Source organism: Chryseobacterium turcicum, from assembly GCF_021010565.1.
Classification (GTDB): domain Bacteria; phylum Bacteroidota; class Bacteroidia; order Flavobacteriales; family Weeksellaceae; genus Chryseobacterium; species Chryseobacterium turcicum.
Genome location: NZ_JAJNAY010000002.1, coordinates 646,076 through 662,919, shown reverse-complemented (window position 1 = coordinate 662,919; position 16,844 = coordinate 646,076). Strand labels below are relative to the sequence as shown.

The following is a 16,844-nucleotide window of genomic DNA, read 5'->3' as shown; positions in this document are numbered from 1 at the left end:
GAATGTTTTAAATGAAACTTAGAGTGTGTTTCAATTTAAATGAAAATAATTTATCTCGCAGATGTTGCTGATTAAGCAGATTAATTTCTCTTTTTTTAATTAACCACAATAAGGCACAAAAGAGTTAGATATTTCTATTAAAGCTTATTTTTAAAATGAAAAAAGAACACATAAGCTTTCAAAAATTTTTGTTTTTTTATTCTTATGAGAGCTTTGAATATCTAATCATATACATTTCAAATATCTTTTGCTTTTTTGCGATTTGTGAATGTCCGTTTTTAAGCATAACGCTAAAATCAGCAGTCGTTTTGTCATTCCGGAGGAATCTCAACATATTGAAAATAAATTAGTTTAGATTCCTGCGGAATGACAAACAAACTGTTGAAAATTAAGTTATTATTAATTACGGATATTCATATTGCGATTAAACGAAAATTAGTTTAAACAGCTTTTATTAATAAAATCCTTGTGTCTTTGCATTTTCAACAAGAATATTTTTCAGTTACTATAAATGTTTAAACATCATAGTAAATATTCTCTAAACCAATTTTTAAAGGAAGATGGTAAAAGGTTTGCAGAGTTTTTGCGTAACTTTAATAAAAATACATATTATGCAGATAGAAACACGCACCCTGAAAGTAGACGACTATGATGAGTTGGTAGAAACCATGCGCCGAGCGTATCCTCAAATGTCAGAATACGTTTGGTCAAAAAAAAGCATTGCCAAGCTGAATAAAATTTTTGAAGCCGGGCAAATCTGTATCACCGTAGATGGGAAAATTGCAGCCGTTGCATTGTCTATTATTGTAAACTATGATGAGTTTGGCGATGACCATACTTATAGCGATATCACGGGGAATTATTCTTTCAATACCCATACTTCAACCGGAAATGTATTATACGGAATAGAAATTTTTGTAGATCCAGAATATCGTGAGTTGAGATTGGGAAGAAGATTATACGATTCCCGAAAAGAACTTTGTGAATTATTAAACCTTAAATCTATTATTTTGGGTGGTAGAATTCCACATTATTATAAGTACAGTCACGAGCTTTCACCCAGAGAATATATCAGAAGGGTAAGAGATAAAGAAATTTATGATCCGGTGCTTTCTTTCCAGCTTTCTAATAATTTTCTGCCGATAAAAGTGCTTAAAAAATATCTTCCCGAGGATGAAGATTCCCGTGAAAATGCCGTTTTACTTCAATGGAATAACATCTATTACAGCAAAAAACCAAACACAATGCAGGATAGTATTATTCGTCTGGGGTTGGTGCAGTGGCAGATGAGGCATTTCAAAGATATTGACGCTTTTTATGAGCAGGTAGAGTTTTTTGTGAATGTAATGGGAGACTACAAATCAGATTTTGTTTTATTCCCGGAGTTGTTTAATACACCTTTGCTGGCGCCATTTAATAATCTTTCGGAGCGCGACAGTATGATTGAGTTGGCTAAAATCACAGAGCAAATTAAAGTGAAAATTTCAGAATTAGCCATCAGTTATAATGTCAATATTATTTCAGGGAGCATGCCGATTTTTGAAAATAACGATTTGTACAACGTAAGCTATCTTCTTCATCGTGACGGTAGAATTGATGAATACAGAAAGATTCACATTACACCAAACGAAAGAAAGTACTACGGAATGAAAGGTGGAAACGAAATTAAAGTCTTTGATACCGATTGTGGAAAAATAGGTTTGGTGATTTGCTATGATGTAGAATTTCCGGAGTTGCCAAGAATTTTAGCCGACCAGGGTATGAAAATTTTATTTGTTCCTTATTTGACCGATACTCAAAATGCATACATGAGAGTTCGCCATTGTGCGGCTGCAAGAGCGATTGAAAACGAATGCTATGTAGCCATTGCAGGCTGTGTAGGAAATTTACCTGGGGTAAATAATATGGATATTCAGTTTGGGCAGGCAGCGGTTTTCACACCTTCAGATTTTGCTTTTCCATCAAATGCTGTGAAAGGCGAAGCTACTCCCAATACTGAGATGACGCTGATCGTAGATGTGGATATCAACTTGTTGAAAGATTTGCATTACAACGGTTCAGTTCAGATTCTTAAAGACAGACGAACAGATTTGTATGAAACGTATTTGAAATAAATTTTGATTAAGTACATGACATTTTTTTTCAACCGCAAAAGCAACAAAAGATTTTACAATGGTTTAGTTATCCAAAAGCTAACAAAACAAAGGATAAAGTAAAGGTTTTACATTTTGTAAACTTTTGAACTTTTCTTTTTTCAATCAGTTCTTTTGAAACTTTTGCGGTTAAAAAGCATTTTAAGTTTTTTTGTCATGTACTAAAAAATTTTGATTAAAACGAAAAGCACTTTTATCTTGGAAGTGCTTTTTATTTTAATTCTGTTGTTTTATTTTCTATTGTTCTTCAAAATATCAATCTCAATAATATTATTGTCTTTGCTGATTTGTTCAAGCATAAATTTTTTCTGTTCACGAATAATTTGTTCTCCGGTTCTAAAATTTCCTTCAGAATCTCTTTGGTCAGGAATTCTCCCCACGAGATATGCAGTAGGGTCGGCTCTGTATTGAAGATAGGTTTTTATATAAGCTTCATAGCTGATTTTCGCATTACGAGATTCATCTTTACGATGAGGGTATTCGAAAGTATTTTGAATATTTTTAATGCCTTTTAAAATAAATTTATGGCTTGAAGTTGTGTCCTCCATTGTAAGAATCAATCCGGGTAAACCGTGAAACTTATAGGGTCCATCGTGAATTGGGATGTCTTTGGCAAACCACGCAATCCATTTTCTGCCTCCAAATTCTGTAGTTGCTTTTTGCACTTTGTAGTTTAAAATTTCGCCAAATTCATTAGATAAAATCCATTTTAAATTTACATTTTGATCGACAAGATATTTAGAATCACCCACTTTAGTTTCAAAAGAAACTTTTTTATTGGTCAAATCTTTAATATCTATTTCAGAAATAGTGTATAGAAGAGGCATTACCATCATCCCTTTTTTACTCTCTGCATTGATGGTAGAGTCTGATATATATTTGTCTAAACTGTAATAATATGACTTTTCCTTACCAACATTCAAAATCATGATTTCTTTACTCATATTTTTTTGATCAGTAGAATCTGAGATGAATTGATACTCATAAGTAAATTGTTTACTTTGAGCTGAAAATAAAACAAAGCAAAATAGGAAAAGAAGGTTTAAAAATAATTTCATAATTAAAATGAATATAATTGGAGTTTAATGACTTTTTAAATAGAAAATTTTTTTAAGAATTTTTTACGCAATTTCTCGAGAAGCATAGTTTTTTTTGCAAACCAAACAGTATAAATCTTCTCTCCAAACACGGTTGACTTTATAATTTAGTATTCTATCAATCGCATTCACGATAATGATTTTTTTTGCAATCACTTTTTCAGATTCGGGATGGGTTTCGTTTTCTTTCAATTTTTTAGTTTCTATTTCTGAATTGTAATTATTTTTCATCAAAGTAGAATCTGAAACGTATTGATGTTTATCGGTAAGCTCTTTATTTTGCCCCGAAAACAGTGCGAAAACGCTGAAAATAAACAGAAAAGTGAGAAATGATTTCATGTGTTAAAAGTCTATCCCAATTTAGTGAAAATTTTAACATCATTTTAATTTTTTATTTACTCGTTAAGCTTTTCAGAAATGGTAAGATTTGCGAAGAACCATCGAGAGTTTCTGTAATCATTCCGTTTTCATCAACGAAATAAAGAATAGGATAGCCATTGATGCCAAATTGTTTTTCAAGATCTTTTCGGTCGGCAAGCACTGTGAATTTTACATCTTTGTTTACATAATATTTTGTAGCATTGGGTTTAGAATCAGAACCAAAAATATTGATGAGTTCAATCTGAGGATTTAGCTTAAAACCTGAGCTTAAAATATAATCAGAAATTATTTTTGAATAGCCACAATTGGTCGAAGAAAAAAGCAACAGTTTTTTCTTTTCTTGATTTGTTTTAAATGAAAATTCTTTTCCATAAATATCAACCGCTTCAAATGGAATAATTTTAGTGTTTTTGGCTAAAGGTTGCAAAGAATCTTGCCTTTCATAATATTTTAAAGCATAATTTTTCGGTAAAGTAACCTTGAAATTGGTTGTTTTATCAAAGAAGATATAATTATCAAATAAATAGGTGACGGTTTGCCCAAGTTTGCCGTCAACAAAACTTTTTCTTTCAAATTTTCTGATGGTAAAATTTCCTGAAATATAAATGTGAAACTCTACTTTTATTTCTTTTTCTTCAAAATGACTGATGCTTTCGATGTTGGAATAATGAGAATGAATTTTTCCGTCGATTAAGGTTTCATCAATAAAGCTCCACTTCATTTTGAGTAACGTTGTCGGACCAAATTGCCTTAAGCGTGACGATGAAACTGCAGCGTTTTGATTGTCTTTATTTTCGTACTCGTAAATGGTTTTTTCAGTGTGATTTACTTGATAATAAGCGTTGTTTTTATAAAATTCTTCAGAATTTTCATTCTTACTGTAAAATTCAAAATCTTTATTCTGAGGTTTGTAAATCGTATAAAATATACTGAATGTAGAAATTGCATCCGTTTCAGGATTGGGATAATAAGCTGTTGTTTTATAGCTGACTAGATTCGCCTGGAAATATTTACGTTTTGCTTTTTCAAGATTAGGAACTTGAGAAAAACAGAATATAATATTTAGCAGAAATAAAAAACTTATAATTTGTCTCATTTAATGAAAAGTCTAGCTTTAATTTTTATTTTTTAGAATATTTTATCGCTTTATCCAATTCAATAGGATTGTTATTTTTTCTAATTTCTTCCTGCTCTTCTTTGGTGATTTTATTTAAACCTTCCAAATCTTCTATAAAAGTTTCGTCTGCTCTTCCGATAGACCACGTTCCGGGTTTCATCGATCGGAATCTTGAAAACGGGTCGTTATAATAATTGATGAGCAGAATATTGTATTTTTCAAATGTGATGATAATCGGTTTAGATTTAAATACGGTTTCCACTAATTTTGGGTTTGCATCTTGAGGATTTTCAACTTTAACTAAATCAAAAATAAAATTGTTTTTAGAGTCTTTTAATTCTACAATTAAACCCGGTAAGCCGTTGAATTTATAAGGGCCTTCTGAAAATGGCAAATCTGTTGTAAACCAAGCTTCCCAAGTTCTTCCTCCAAATTGAGTGGTGGCTTTTTGAAGTTTCCATTTATTTTTTGTTTTGGTGTCTTTGGAAATAATCCAGTTGAATTTGTCGGAAGAGTTATAGGCAAAATAAGATTCTGCCACCAAGTTGTAGTTGATATTATCTCCGGAAGAAATATTTCGCTGCAGTTTTGCAAAAGGAAAACTGTAGGTCGTATAACCTGCCGAATTTCTATTCGTCGAATCGGTCTTGATGGCATTGAAATCATAAAACTGAACTTTTTTGCCGGTGATATCCAAAACCATATTTCCCTCGTCATATGTAGTAGCAAGAGAATCTTTTTTATACTTGAATTCGTAAATAAATCGATTGGTTTGCGAAAAAGCTAAAAATGAAATGAATAAGGCGAATAGCAATGTGGTTTTTTGAAATGTAATCTTCATAAAAATAATAGTAATAATTGTAATTGTTTTTTTTTAGATTTTATCTAATGAAAAGTTACGATAAGTACTTACAAATTTAAAAATACTATTTAATATACTTTAAATTTTCATCGTAAAGCCCAATCAATAAACTGTTTCCTTCTTTATCAACTTTTACAGCTCCGTATTTTGCCTTCTCATATTTTGGCGCCTGTCCTTCCTGAAAAAAGAAAGATTCTGCGCCAATATTTATGTTCCATTTATCGGGAGCAGTATAATTAATCAAATATTCATCTTTTTTCAAAGGTGTTTTGTCTGTTTGAAATCGCTGTCTTTCTGCAACACCATTTTTATCTAATTTTACAACGCAATATCCTCTTTTTTGAAGATTTTGGGAATGAGTATCTTCTGAAATACTGTAGCGTAAATTCATATAATCGCCCTGCATTAAAGAACGTGGGTCAACGGGAGCTAATGAAAGTAAAATTAACTTTCCGTCTTTTAAAAGTTCTTCTTTTTTTGAAACCGAATAATTAAAATATACCAAAAGGATTATTAGATTGAGAAGAATAATCAGCCATTTATATTTTTTCATCAGATTTAAGTTTTTTGTGAGTTAGAAAATAGAGTGCGAGAAATAAAACTCCTGAACAAAACAATACAATCGATTTAGTAAGAAGAGTGTAATGAAGGTCGTAATAATATTGAGATACAAAGTAGATGAAAGCTGCAATTCCTATCACCAAACTAGTTTTGTAATTGACCAAAAAGCTTAACAGTATAATCAAAATAGCTCCCGAAATGGATGGCGAAAATAGGGTAGGTAATAAAATAATAACAGCAATAGCATACACTAAAAGTTTCTTTTGATGAACTTCAAACATTTCTAAAAGATGGGAGATTACATAAATAATTGAAGCGATAATTGCTACAGAAGAAATCCAGATATATTCATTTGAGAATTTAAAGGTGTTCATTTTTGTCATGAAAATTAATCCTGCTAAAAAAGAAAAAATCAAAGCAATGCGAACCGGATTGTACAATTTTGCAATCTTTTTTCCACTTTTTAAAAGTTGGGCTTCTTTCAAAAAAACAAAAGTTAGAACAAATGCTAACAGACAAATATATACATGAATAAGATTTGTTGTATCGTTGGATATTAAAAGTGTGAATAGACCGCCACTAATAATTAAAACAGAGACAAATGAAATGATATAAGCCTGAACAATATACAGTGTAATAATCGCAACGGCAATAAAAATTAAGCTGACTGCATTTTCATCTAATTCAAACTGAAATAAACCTACACCCAAGAGTATAAAACCAATAATGTATGACGAAATACTTATGGTATCTACGATGGTGTTGTCATTTGCTCTGTTGATGAAAGCGCCTGCAATAATTAAAGGAATTCCGAGTACAACCAAGCCCATTGCAGAATCATATAATCCGGCAATAAACAGGAAGCCGATAAATAGTGAGCTCGCAAAAAGACCACCAAATATGGATAGGATTTTTATGGCTAAAGATTGGTCGCTGTTTGCATTTTCGTATTTCTGAGCAATTTCTTCTTCGTTAAAATGAATTTCTCTGTTTTGTCGGCTCTGAATGAGATTGATGAGCTCTTTTATTTCTTCTTTAGTTCTCATTTTTCCATTTTTTTTGAAGGTTAATAAGATTCATGATGACCAAGGTTACGCTTCCAATGATAAAAAAACTTACGAGTAGAAACATTCCGCCGTCCGTTGAAAGGTTTATTAAAAATGCAGATATCATGATGATGAGACTGAAAGGAATTACCGAAAGATAAAAACCGCTTTTAGATTCTATTCCATGCCAAATTCCCAAAGCATAAATCACCAAAACAGTGCAAACGAAAGGAGTTGAAAGGGGCTTGAAATTATCAAAAATAACGCCCATCATCCCTACGGTTGCAAAAACTACACATCCTAAAGCTAAAATATGAGTAAACCAGATAGGAATATTCAAATCCTGTTTCTTTTTATGAATAATCAAAGTGGCAATCAGCATCGCGGAATTAAAAATCAAAAGTGAAGTGGCAATCAAAATTTCGTCCCAATCTTTTGCAACTTGTTGGGTGTAAAGAATAAATGTAGTATTGATTAAGACAATAAAAAATAACCATAATGGCGGGAAATTGGAAACGATGACCCATAGTGCAATAAAGAGTGTCCAAGCTAAAAAGAAGTCGTAAGCATCGGCTCCGGTTTGATAAATCTGCCCGAAAACGGCAAATAAAACGCCAACTAAAAATGAAACTCCGGTAAGAATGATATTCCGATTATTTTCACTGATTTTCGGAAGTAGCGCAATAATCGTGGTTGCAATGACAAGAATTTCGACAATTCCGAGTTTGATAAATTTATTTAAATCTGCCCAGTTGTAGGCGAAGAAGAAAATTATTCCGGCGGTAGTAAACCCTATTCCGAGGGTAATAAAAAAGAGCTGCAGAAATTTCTTCCACATTTCTTTATCGTTATACACATTTTCTTTCAGCAGTTGATTCAATTCTTGCTCTGTCATATCGCTGTGACTGCTCAGAATTTGAATATCTTCACGTTGTAATTTTTTCATGCATTGGTTTTTGGGGAATTAATCTTTTTTAAAATGAAAGTATTAATTCAGTTTCAATTGAACTAAACTACGAAAAAACGAGGATAAAGTAAGATTGAATTTACTTCTCATATAATTCTTCTTTAAAAATTATTTTCATTTGGTATTTGCACAGCCTTCACAAAAAAGCCCTCCAAACTTCAATCCCCAAATAATTAAAGATAAAGCAAATATTAAAAGCAACGAAAATTTTAATATTTCTTTTTTCTTAAAATATATTATTGTTGAGTAGATTAAAGTTATTATTGAAAAGCTAAAGAAAATAATTCTCAAGGTAAATCCTATATTTATATGCTGGTTTGCCAAAGCTTGAGCATATGGATAAAGGAAAAGATAAATAAAAAGATTTAATATAATTGAAGTGGCTGTAAGGTTTTTTGTACTCATAAATTATTTACTTTTCACATAGTAAGTATCAATTTCCTGCTTTAAAGCGATTTCTCTTTCAGTGTCGTCTATGATCACACCTCTGTGATCTGATAATACTATAAGATTTCCATTTTTATCGATATGTTTTCTAAGACGTAATCTCTTTTCGCGATTAACCTTTCTTGTAGAAAAAGTCCAGATTTCTTTATCTAATTTTAATGAAGGAAAACCTCCAAAATCATTGTAGCTGAAAGGATTATTTTCCAGATTTATTTCTGAAACAATTTCTTCGGGACGATTATAGAAAATGATTTTATTGTCTTTAATCTCAATGAATTTTGTGTATTTAATATTCGAATAATAATCAAGATCAAACTTTTTCTTGAGTTCCCATTTTCCCTGAAGTTCTTTGAGTAGTATTTCACGACATTTTGGAAGCAGAATTTCAATTTTTTGAAGAGACTTTTTATTGCTTTCTAAGGTGTCATTTTTAGAAATATAATAATAAACATTTATTGCGCTGAGAAGATCTCCTTTCTTTTCATATTGAGTTGCTATCTGTTCATAATTTTTCAGAACTTCTGCTTTTATTTGAGTTTTAAATAAAGAAAAAGACAGCATGAAAATCAAACAAAATAATGTAATTTTTTTTTTCATAAATAGATTTTGTTTTTTTGCTAATAATCTAAATTCTCATAATATTCTTGCAAATCTAAAGCTCTACTTTTCACCATTTCCTTTTTCTTATTTTCAGCGATAGTGTACCACATCGTTCCTTTTTTCAGTTCAAAATAAAATTTAGAAATGAATGCAAATTCTTTATCTCTGTAAAGTATCCATTGTTTTTGAGATTCTTTTAACGTTTCAAAAGTTTGTACTACAAATTCTTAAAACGATAAGGGATTTTCACAATATCAATTACTTTCTCACCTTGATTATTTTTTCCGGCAGTCCATATGATATTTTGAGTAGATTTTGTGGCGGCGATTTTTACTTCTTTATTGAAATTTTCATTTTTGCCATAGGTGGAAATATTAAGTACATTTCCCTGTTGGTCAATCTTTAAAATAATTTCGGTACTTAAATTTTTACCAAGTGTTTTCACATTTTCTTTATTGATATTCTGGTCAATCTTTTTCAAAAATGCTTTATTCCCATCCGGAAATTGCGCTGGAAAAGTTACTCTCGGTGGCGGCGGAACAGACTGATCCTGTGGTTGGGTTGTTTGATAGCGGTCCGCGATTTTGGTTTCATTTTTTGAATCTTTTTTTTGCGATAAAATAAAATTGAAAGTAAATAGTGCAAGAATTAGAATTATTTGCTTCATAATTTATTTATTTTGATTTATTAAGTTATTCAGAGGTCATTGTAATAGTGTTGTTCACAAAAATCTCTTTTTAATTTTCTTTTTTAAGAATAAACTTAACTTTTGAAAGTGTTTTTAGATAAACGGATATAGAAATACATTCGGATTAACTATTACGAAAGAGAAATTTATAAATGTCAGAGTTATTTTTTAACCTCGTAGTACCCTTTTTCAGAGTTCCAGATGAGTTGTTTTTGGTTGTCATTCCAAAATTTCAAATACCAGGCAGCATTTTTTGTTTCATCAAATTTTTCATCACCTAACAACATTGCTAAATAAGAAAATGTGGAAGTATCCGGATTACAATAGGAATGAGCACCTTTTTCTTTTGGCATCTCATCTAATTTATATATTCTTTTCAGACAGTTTTTTGTAAGTTGATCTTTTTGAGAATTGGGTTGCAGAGATATAATTAGTGCTTTTACAGCAGATAGACTACTGATTTCCGGAATCTTCGATTTGCTTAGTTCAATTGGTTTATATTCGTCAACGGGCTTGTTGTTTAAATAATTTTGCCACTTGTTTTTAAGCGTTTCTACATCTTCTTTAGTTGAATGAATGCTTACATAACCAAAATTTTTTTTTGTAAGGTTTTGTAAAATTTGGTTTGCTCTTCCAGCCACCAGAAAAAGATCATTTTCCAATACCAATCCTTTTCCTTCGAATAAAATATCACCACTGGCAATTCTATCCCAAATAATCAATCTGCTTGTTCCTTTGAGTTTTGTTTCTGAAGCATTTGATATTTGCAATGCTAAAGCCTTTTGGTAATCTGTATCTTTAGTATAATTATTAACGGATGCATTTAATGTTAAAAATACTTCACTCCAATATTGATCGTTTAAGTTTTTTTCTAAAAGCTGTGATGTAGAAAGTTTTTGTGCTTCATCATACATTTCTTTTGTGTAATTTTCAATATTTTGCTGACTCCATGAAGTTAATAATCGTTGAGAATAATATAAATTAAAGCTAATTAAAAGGAGAATAAATAAACTTTTTCTTTTCATTATGGTTATAGTTATTTTTAGTTTTATCAAATATATAGATTTTCATTTTTACCCCAAAACAATTCTTTCCTCAACCTCCTTCAATAAACCTTTTCCAACCAATTCCTCCACACAAAACTTCACCACTGCATCAATCTGAGACCCCACTTTTGAAAACCCGAAAGTCTTGCAAACGGCACGAATCAATTCTTCTTTATTTAGACTCAAACTTGAATGCATGATTTCCATAATCGCCACTGAAATTTCTTCAGGAGCTATCTCATCAATTAGCCTTTTTTCCACAGAATTATCTCGGTAGAAATCTAAATTTTGAGATTGCAGATTTTCACTCCAGTAAAATTTCTGATAACTTTCAGTCGTCTGTAAATTGGGAATAGAATTCAACGTTTCCAAAAGATAAGTATTCAATTTTCCACCGGCTCTTGAAATATTCCAAAGCTTAAGAATCTTTCTGAATAAAGCATTTTGGCTGATTGGCGATTCTGCATCTATTATTGTTTTAATTTGACTTAAAAGAGCCTGCTTATTTTCAAAAGAATAAATTGTTTCCGAATTGGCATTCACTTCAGAACGTAATTCTGCCGCAACATACGGAATCAGCTTTGTCAATTTTTCAGTTTCTGAAACCTCACTGAGAAATACTTTTTCAGAGGTTTTTAAATCAATAACTTCTTCTTCTTTCTCTTTTACCTGCGTTTTAATGATTTCAATTTCAGCCTGAATCTTTTCAACAATTTTATCTTTGTTTTTCAACCAGTCTAAAGTCCATATTCTGAAAACATTCCACCCCAAACCTTTCAATACATTTGGAACCAAAAGCTCACGGTCGTTGGTCGTATTGATGTTAAAATAATTCTCACTGTCCACCAAAATTGCCAGTAAATATTCACTTTCATTGTCAGGATTGATAATTCCGATGTCAATTTTATATTCCGAACTTCCGATATTGGTTTTAATTTTCAGACCGCTTTCTTCCAACGTTTTTGCAATCGAATTAATCATCAGTTTTTGTTGGTTTACTGTTTGATTTGAGCTTTGATACACCAAACCTTTTTCAGAGAAATTCAGAAAGTTTTTTAATCCCAAAACACCTTCCGAACTCGTTCTGTTCATATCAATCTGGTCACCTTTCAACGAAGAAAATACTTTCATTTCGTATCGAGCTCTCGTTACGGCAACATTGAGTCGTCTCCAACCTCCGTCACGATTCAGCGGGCCAAAATTCATCGAAACTTTTCCTTCTTCATCAGGTCCGTAACCAATCGAGAACAAAATAATATCTCTTTCGTCACCTTGTACATTCTCAAGATTTTTAATGAAAATAGGTTCTTCACTATTGATTACAAATTCTTCCAAATGCGGATTTTCCTGAAATAATTTCTGTAACAAATCTTCAATCAAACTTTGCTGAGTCTGGCTGAAAGTGACCACACCAATCGATTTTTTATTATTTTTCTCTAAATGAATTCTGATATATTCAATAATTGCTTCTGCTTCATTTTTATTGGTTCTCGTTTTTCCTTTATCGTAAAATCCGTCAACAAATTCGAAAGTAACTTTCCTGTTTAAATCATCCGGAGATGGGAAAGTGAGTAATTTATTGTCGTAAAAATGAGCGTTTGAGAAAGAAATCAAACTTTCATGCTTGCTTCGGTAGTGTCTCAATAAATAATTCGATGGAATTGACAGTGCCAAGCAATCATCCAAAATACTTTCCAAATCTTCCAGTTCAAAATTTTCTTCATCTACTTTTTGGGAAGCAAAAAAACTTGTTGGCGGCATTTGTTTCGGGTCGCCTACAATAATTGCCTGTTTTGCCCTCGCCAAAGCACTTACTGCTTCAGAAGTCGGCAACTGAGAAGCTTCATCAAAAATAACCAAGTCAAAATGCTCTTCATTGACATCAAAATATTGCGCCACCGAAATCGGACTCATCAGCATACAAGGTTTCAACCTTGGAATTAAAGTAGGAATTTGGTCAAATAATTTTCTGATAGATAAACCTCGACCTTTATTTCGAATTGCCTTTTGCAAAATCCCGATTTCTGAACTTTGAACGGCTTCCTGAGAGAAATTAGGGATTTTATCGCTCAGTTTCATTGTCAACTGATTTTTCGTCAGTTCGGTAAATTCTTTGTGTAGATTTTTATATTGTTGAATTTGCGATTCGTAAATATTGGCATCAAAACCATTCAACGTTCCTGAACTGTAAATGGTTTTAATAAATAAATTCAGATGAATGATTTTTTCAAATTCCAATTCGATAGATTCTGTATCAAGCCAGCCTTTTTCGAGAAAACCAATAAACCAATTTAAGTTTAAATCTTGTGCTTTTTCCTTTAAATTGTTAAAATTAATCCAATCTTCCAGTTGATGAATATTTTGTACAACCGTTTGCAAATCTGCATCATTGGGGATTTCGTCAACATATTCTAAAAGATTCGCTTCTGCATTTTCAAAGTCTTTCAGCGCTTCAATAGTTTCAGAAATATGCTGATTATTATTTTGCTTAGACGAAAAATATTTCAGCCATTCATCAAAATTTTGAATTGAAATTTTTTGTGCTAAATCTTTTGTGTTTTCAATGGTTCTTAAATCTTTTTCAATTGCAGAAATATCAAACGAATTTCCATTAAAATAAAGATTTGTTACCGATGAAAGTGCATTGTAATGAAGGTTGTTTAATTGATTTTTAAGTTGCTGATAATTTTCAAGCTTTTCAAAAAGCCCGTCAATTTGTATATCAGATTCAATTCCCGATTTTGCATAACCGTTCAGTTGTTGCTTCACCTTCCTCTGTTTAAACCATTTCGGGATAAACCAGGTATGTTTCGCCTGATTCCACAAAAGCTTCAAGGAAGCATAATCGATGTTTAATATGGAAGAATTAAAACTTGAAGTGATTTGATTTTCTGTCTGCTGAAGCTGGGTTTGCTGAGCCATCCAATTTTTAAACAAATTCAACAGACCTTCGTTAAACACCAAATCAATGAAAGCGGGTTTCACCAGATTTTCTTTTAAATATTCAAGAATTTCAATGCTGTCAGAATTGGAAACTTCATTTAATTGAAACTGAATTTTTACATTTTCTGCTGCATTTTTCTTTTCATTAAATTGAGAAATTGCTGATAGAATAAGGTTTTTATTTTCAAACTGATGACTAGATGTTTTAATCGGTCTTAAAGCATGAAGCGATGGTTGCCCGATTTTTTGCACAATCGAAGCAAACGGAATCAACCAGTCTTTCCACTGATTCCAGTTGAAAACATCGGCGCTTTCAAAAGGGAAATTAATGTAAAAACGTTCATCGGCTTTTACATGATTGGTTTCCAAAAAGGCAATCGTATCAAATAAACTCCAGCCGATTGGAAATTTTTGATGCAGTTCATTCACATATTTTCCGAGTTCCTTTCTGCGTTCATCCAGACGTTTTGCTTCTTCGTGATAATCGGCACTAATTTTATATTTCGGAACTTCCAAAGTTCTTTCAAACTGTTTTAAAACATCCGACTTTTTCGATTTATTGGAATGAAGTTCGAGACAAAATGCGCCTAAACCTATGTTTTCCAAACGATGATGAACGACATCTAAAGCCGCTTTTTTAGCAGCAACAAACAATACTTTTTTATCATTCGACAAAGCATCGGCGATAATGTTGGTAATCGTCTGCGATTTTCCAGTTCCTGGAGGACCATGAAGAATGAAACTTTTGTTGAGATTAGCATTTTTTACTGCATTCAACTGAGAATTATCGGTAGAAATCGGTAAAACCAATTCTGAAGCCGAGATATTTTCTAAACTTTGTGCGTCATTTTCTACACTTTCTAAAGTTGCAGTGAGTTTGCCATCAATCAGGCTTTTTACAATTGAAGATTTCTGAATTTCTTCCGAATATTTTGAAATATCCTGCCAAAGAATTAGCTTATTAAAGGAAAAAATTCCTAAAACCAACTGCTCCAAAACATCCCAACCTTCAAGGTTCAAAACAGCGTTTCTAATAATCGCCAAAACTTTCGGAACATCAACTCCGGATTCGTCCATCGGAAGATTTTCGAGACTGTTGATATTAAGTTTAAATTCCTGTTTTAAATATTCAAGCAATGTAATATTCATCATCGTTTCCTCTTCTCGGCTTCGAAGGGTAAATTTAGAATTCACAGATTTTCTCGACAATTCTACAGGAACCAATAAAATTGGAGCCAATCTTGGAACTTCTTTATTCTTCGGTTCAAACCATTTTAAAAGTCCGATTCCTAAATACAATGTGCTTTTTCCATTTTCTTCTTCCGCTAATTTTGCGCTTCGGTAAAGGTTGGTCAGGATATTATCCAAATCATCTTGATGATAATAAGTCAGCAATCGATTGTATTTAAACTCATCTTCCGCCAATTTGAAAAGCGGTTGCGACTGATGTAAAGGTTCACTGTACAAATTATATTTTCTGAGAACCGTCTGATTGTTATCTGGATGAATGGTGAATGATTTTCCGTCTGCTAAACTGTCTTCGAGCACATTTATTTTAGGGTCAATCAATTGAAGCATACTTTTGGTAAACCGCAGATTAAGAAGATTATTTCTAAGCGATAAATCGAGGAGTTTTCTTTCCCAGATTTTCTGTTTGGTAAGATTGGTAAAATCGGTCAGTTCGAGATCATCATATTGTGTTCCCAATTCAAAATCCTGATCGAGTTCTGTGGACGTTTTTATCGGTTTTAAATCTTCAGTATGAATGTTTTCTGTTTTTAGAAGTGGGAGAGGAGAAATTCCCGCAGACCTTGCATTTTTAACGTCTAATGAAAGAATAAATCTTGAAGAATCCATCAACTGCGTTTCTGCAGAATTTATTGCTTCTTTAAATGAAATTTCTGTTCCTTTACACAAGCTTGTCGATTCAATTAAAGCAATTTCTTTAATTCCGGTCGCTATTCTTTTGGAAATCGCAGCCTGATCAAAACTAATCATTCCTTCAAATCGTTGATCCTCCAGCCAAACTCCAACAAAAGCATGCCCCTCTGTTACCACAATAATTGGATTCAAACTTATCGCTTCCAAACACGCTGCGAAAAGCAGAGAAATATCAATGCAGTTCCCAAATTTTGTTTCTAAAACAGTGTCTACAAGCCTAATTCTTTGTCCGTTTTTTTCAAAACTTGGCGGCATTGCACTGTAAATCAATTCCAGATTCTGGATAGATTTGTAGATAGCCGAAACCATTTGCAAAACTCTTTCCTTACTTTTTTGCTGATACCCTTCAAACGACGGTGTTAATTTATTTCTCGCTAAAATATCGATTGCGTTGGCTTTCAACTTATAAAGCGAAGTGTTATTTGAAAGAATATATGAAGCCAAAAGTTGCGGGTAAGATTGCAATCCACCGAAATAATCCATCGGTAGAACTTCTATGTTGAAGCTTTTCTCAAAAATAGCTTTTCCGTCTTTAAAAACCTGAATTTTAATTTGGTCTAAATCTTTCTCCGTTAAATTTTTAAGCAAAGCATGATTAAAGACAAAATTGAAAAGCGAAATTTTATACAATGAATTTTGCCTGATTTTATCAATATGCACCTCATATTTTTCAAACAAACCCAATGAAGAAGTAATCTGAAGATTTAAATTTTCAAAATCGTCACTCACTTCTTTAAAAGAAATGCTTTGTAAAAATGGATATTGATTTAAACAAAAAGTATAGTTAAAATAAGGACTGTGCTGTATCTGTAAGTCAAACGGAATAATCTGATCCATAAATGTTTTTTCTGAGTGTCATTCTCTTTTTCGGGAGATAATGCAATTTAGACATAAAACGGGTAGATACAAAATGGTTTGCCTTAGGGAAATCGATTTTAAGGTGAAATTAAGGACACATGAGCCACGAATGCACGAATGTTTTTTATATTCGTGCA

At 32.0% G+C, this 16,844-nt stretch carries 13 protein-coding genes and 1 pseudogene; 1 reads left to right on the top strand and 13 read right to left on the bottom strand.

Annotated elements, in window-relative coordinates; translation table 11 throughout:
- The first annotated feature begins 611 nt into the window (after positions 1–611).
- A complete protein-coding gene (locus LO744_RS17785; protein WP_230671790.1) occupies positions 612–2,114 on the top strand; it encodes a carbon-nitrogen hydrolase family protein in 1,503 nt (500 codons plus the stop codon).
- 269 nt (positions 2,115–2,383) lie between these two features.
- Here the strand turns inward: LO744_RS17785 and LO744_RS17780 are convergent, their stop codons facing one another.
- The 13 genes and pseudogenes from LO744_RS17780 to LO744_RS17720 all read right to left on the bottom strand — a co-directional run bounded on the left by LO744_RS17780 (position 2,384) and on the right by LO744_RS17720 (position 16,686).
- Positions 2,384–3,211, bottom strand: a complete 828-nt coding sequence (locus tag LO744_RS17780; RefSeq protein ID WP_230671788.1) for a GLPGLI family protein — start codon at positions 3,209–3,211, stop codon at positions 2,384–2,386.
- A gap of 63 nt (positions 3,212–3,274) precedes the next feature.
- A complete protein-coding gene (locus LO744_RS17775; protein ID WP_230671786.1) occupies positions 3,275–3,589 on the bottom strand; it encodes a hypothetical protein in 315 nt (104 codons plus the stop codon).
- 52 nt (positions 3,590–3,641) lie between these two features.
- Positions 3,642–4,727 carry a TlpA family protein disulfide reductase gene (locus LO744_RS17770; RefSeq protein ID WP_230671783.1) on the bottom strand — a complete coding sequence of 362 codons (1,086 nt, stop codon included), beginning with the start codon at positions 4,725–4,727 and terminating at the stop codon, positions 3,642–3,644.
- 25 nt (positions 4,728–4,752) lie between these two features.
- Entirely contained in the window at positions 4,753–5,589 is an 837-nt protein-coding gene (locus LO744_RS17765; protein WP_230671781.1) for a GLPGLI family protein, read from the bottom strand.
- 85 nt (positions 5,590–5,674) lie between these two features.
- Positions 5,675–6,163: a GDYXXLXY domain-containing protein gene (locus LO744_RS17760; protein ID WP_230671778.1), complete on the bottom strand. Its 489-nt coding sequence runs from the start codon at positions 6,161–6,163 to the stop codon at positions 5,675–5,677.
- Positions 6,150–7,217: a DUF4401 domain-containing protein gene (locus LO744_RS17755; protein ID WP_230671776.1), complete on the bottom strand. Its 1,068-nt coding sequence runs from the start codon at positions 7,215–7,217 to the stop codon at positions 6,150–6,152. The genes LO744_RS17760 and LO744_RS17755 overlap by 14 nt, the downstream gene beginning before the upstream one ends.
- Entirely contained in the window at positions 7,207–8,163 is a 957-nt protein-coding gene (locus tag LO744_RS17750; protein WP_230671774.1) for a DUF2157 domain-containing protein, read from the bottom strand. Before LO744_RS17750 ends, LO744_RS17755 begins: the two co-directional genes overlap by 11 nt.
- Positions 8,164–8,298: 135 nt before the next feature.
- Positions 8,299–8,589, bottom strand: a complete 291-nt coding sequence (locus LO744_RS17745) for a hypothetical protein (protein WP_230671772.1) — start codon at positions 8,587–8,589, stop codon at positions 8,299–8,301.
- Between the two features lie 3 nt (positions 8,590–8,592).
- Entirely contained in the window at positions 8,593–9,228 is a 636-nt protein-coding gene (locus LO744_RS17740) for a hypothetical protein (RefSeq protein ID WP_230671770.1), read from the bottom strand.
- Between the two features lie 20 nt (positions 9,229–9,248).
- Positions 9,249–9,431, bottom strand: a pseudogene (locus LO744_RS17735) (lysozyme inhibitor LprI family protein); the annotation flags it as partial.
- Between the two features lie 17 nt (positions 9,432–9,448).
- On the bottom strand, positions 9,449–9,898 hold the full coding sequence (locus tag LO744_RS17730; protein ID WP_230671769.1) for a hypothetical protein: 450 nt from the start codon (positions 9,896–9,898) through the stop codon (positions 9,449–9,451).
- A 182-nt stretch (positions 9,899–10,080) separates the two neighbouring features.
- Positions 10,081–10,944, bottom strand: a complete 864-nt coding sequence (locus tag LO744_RS17725) for a hypothetical protein (protein ID WP_230671767.1) — start codon at positions 10,942–10,944, stop codon at positions 10,081–10,083.
- Positions 10,945–10,992: 48 nt separating this feature from the next.
- Positions 10,993–16,686: a DUF3320 domain-containing protein gene (locus LO744_RS17720; RefSeq protein ID WP_230671765.1), complete on the bottom strand. Its 5,694-nt coding sequence runs from the start codon at positions 16,684–16,686 to the stop codon at positions 10,993–10,995.
- Positions 16,687–16,844: the final 158 nt, after the last annotated feature.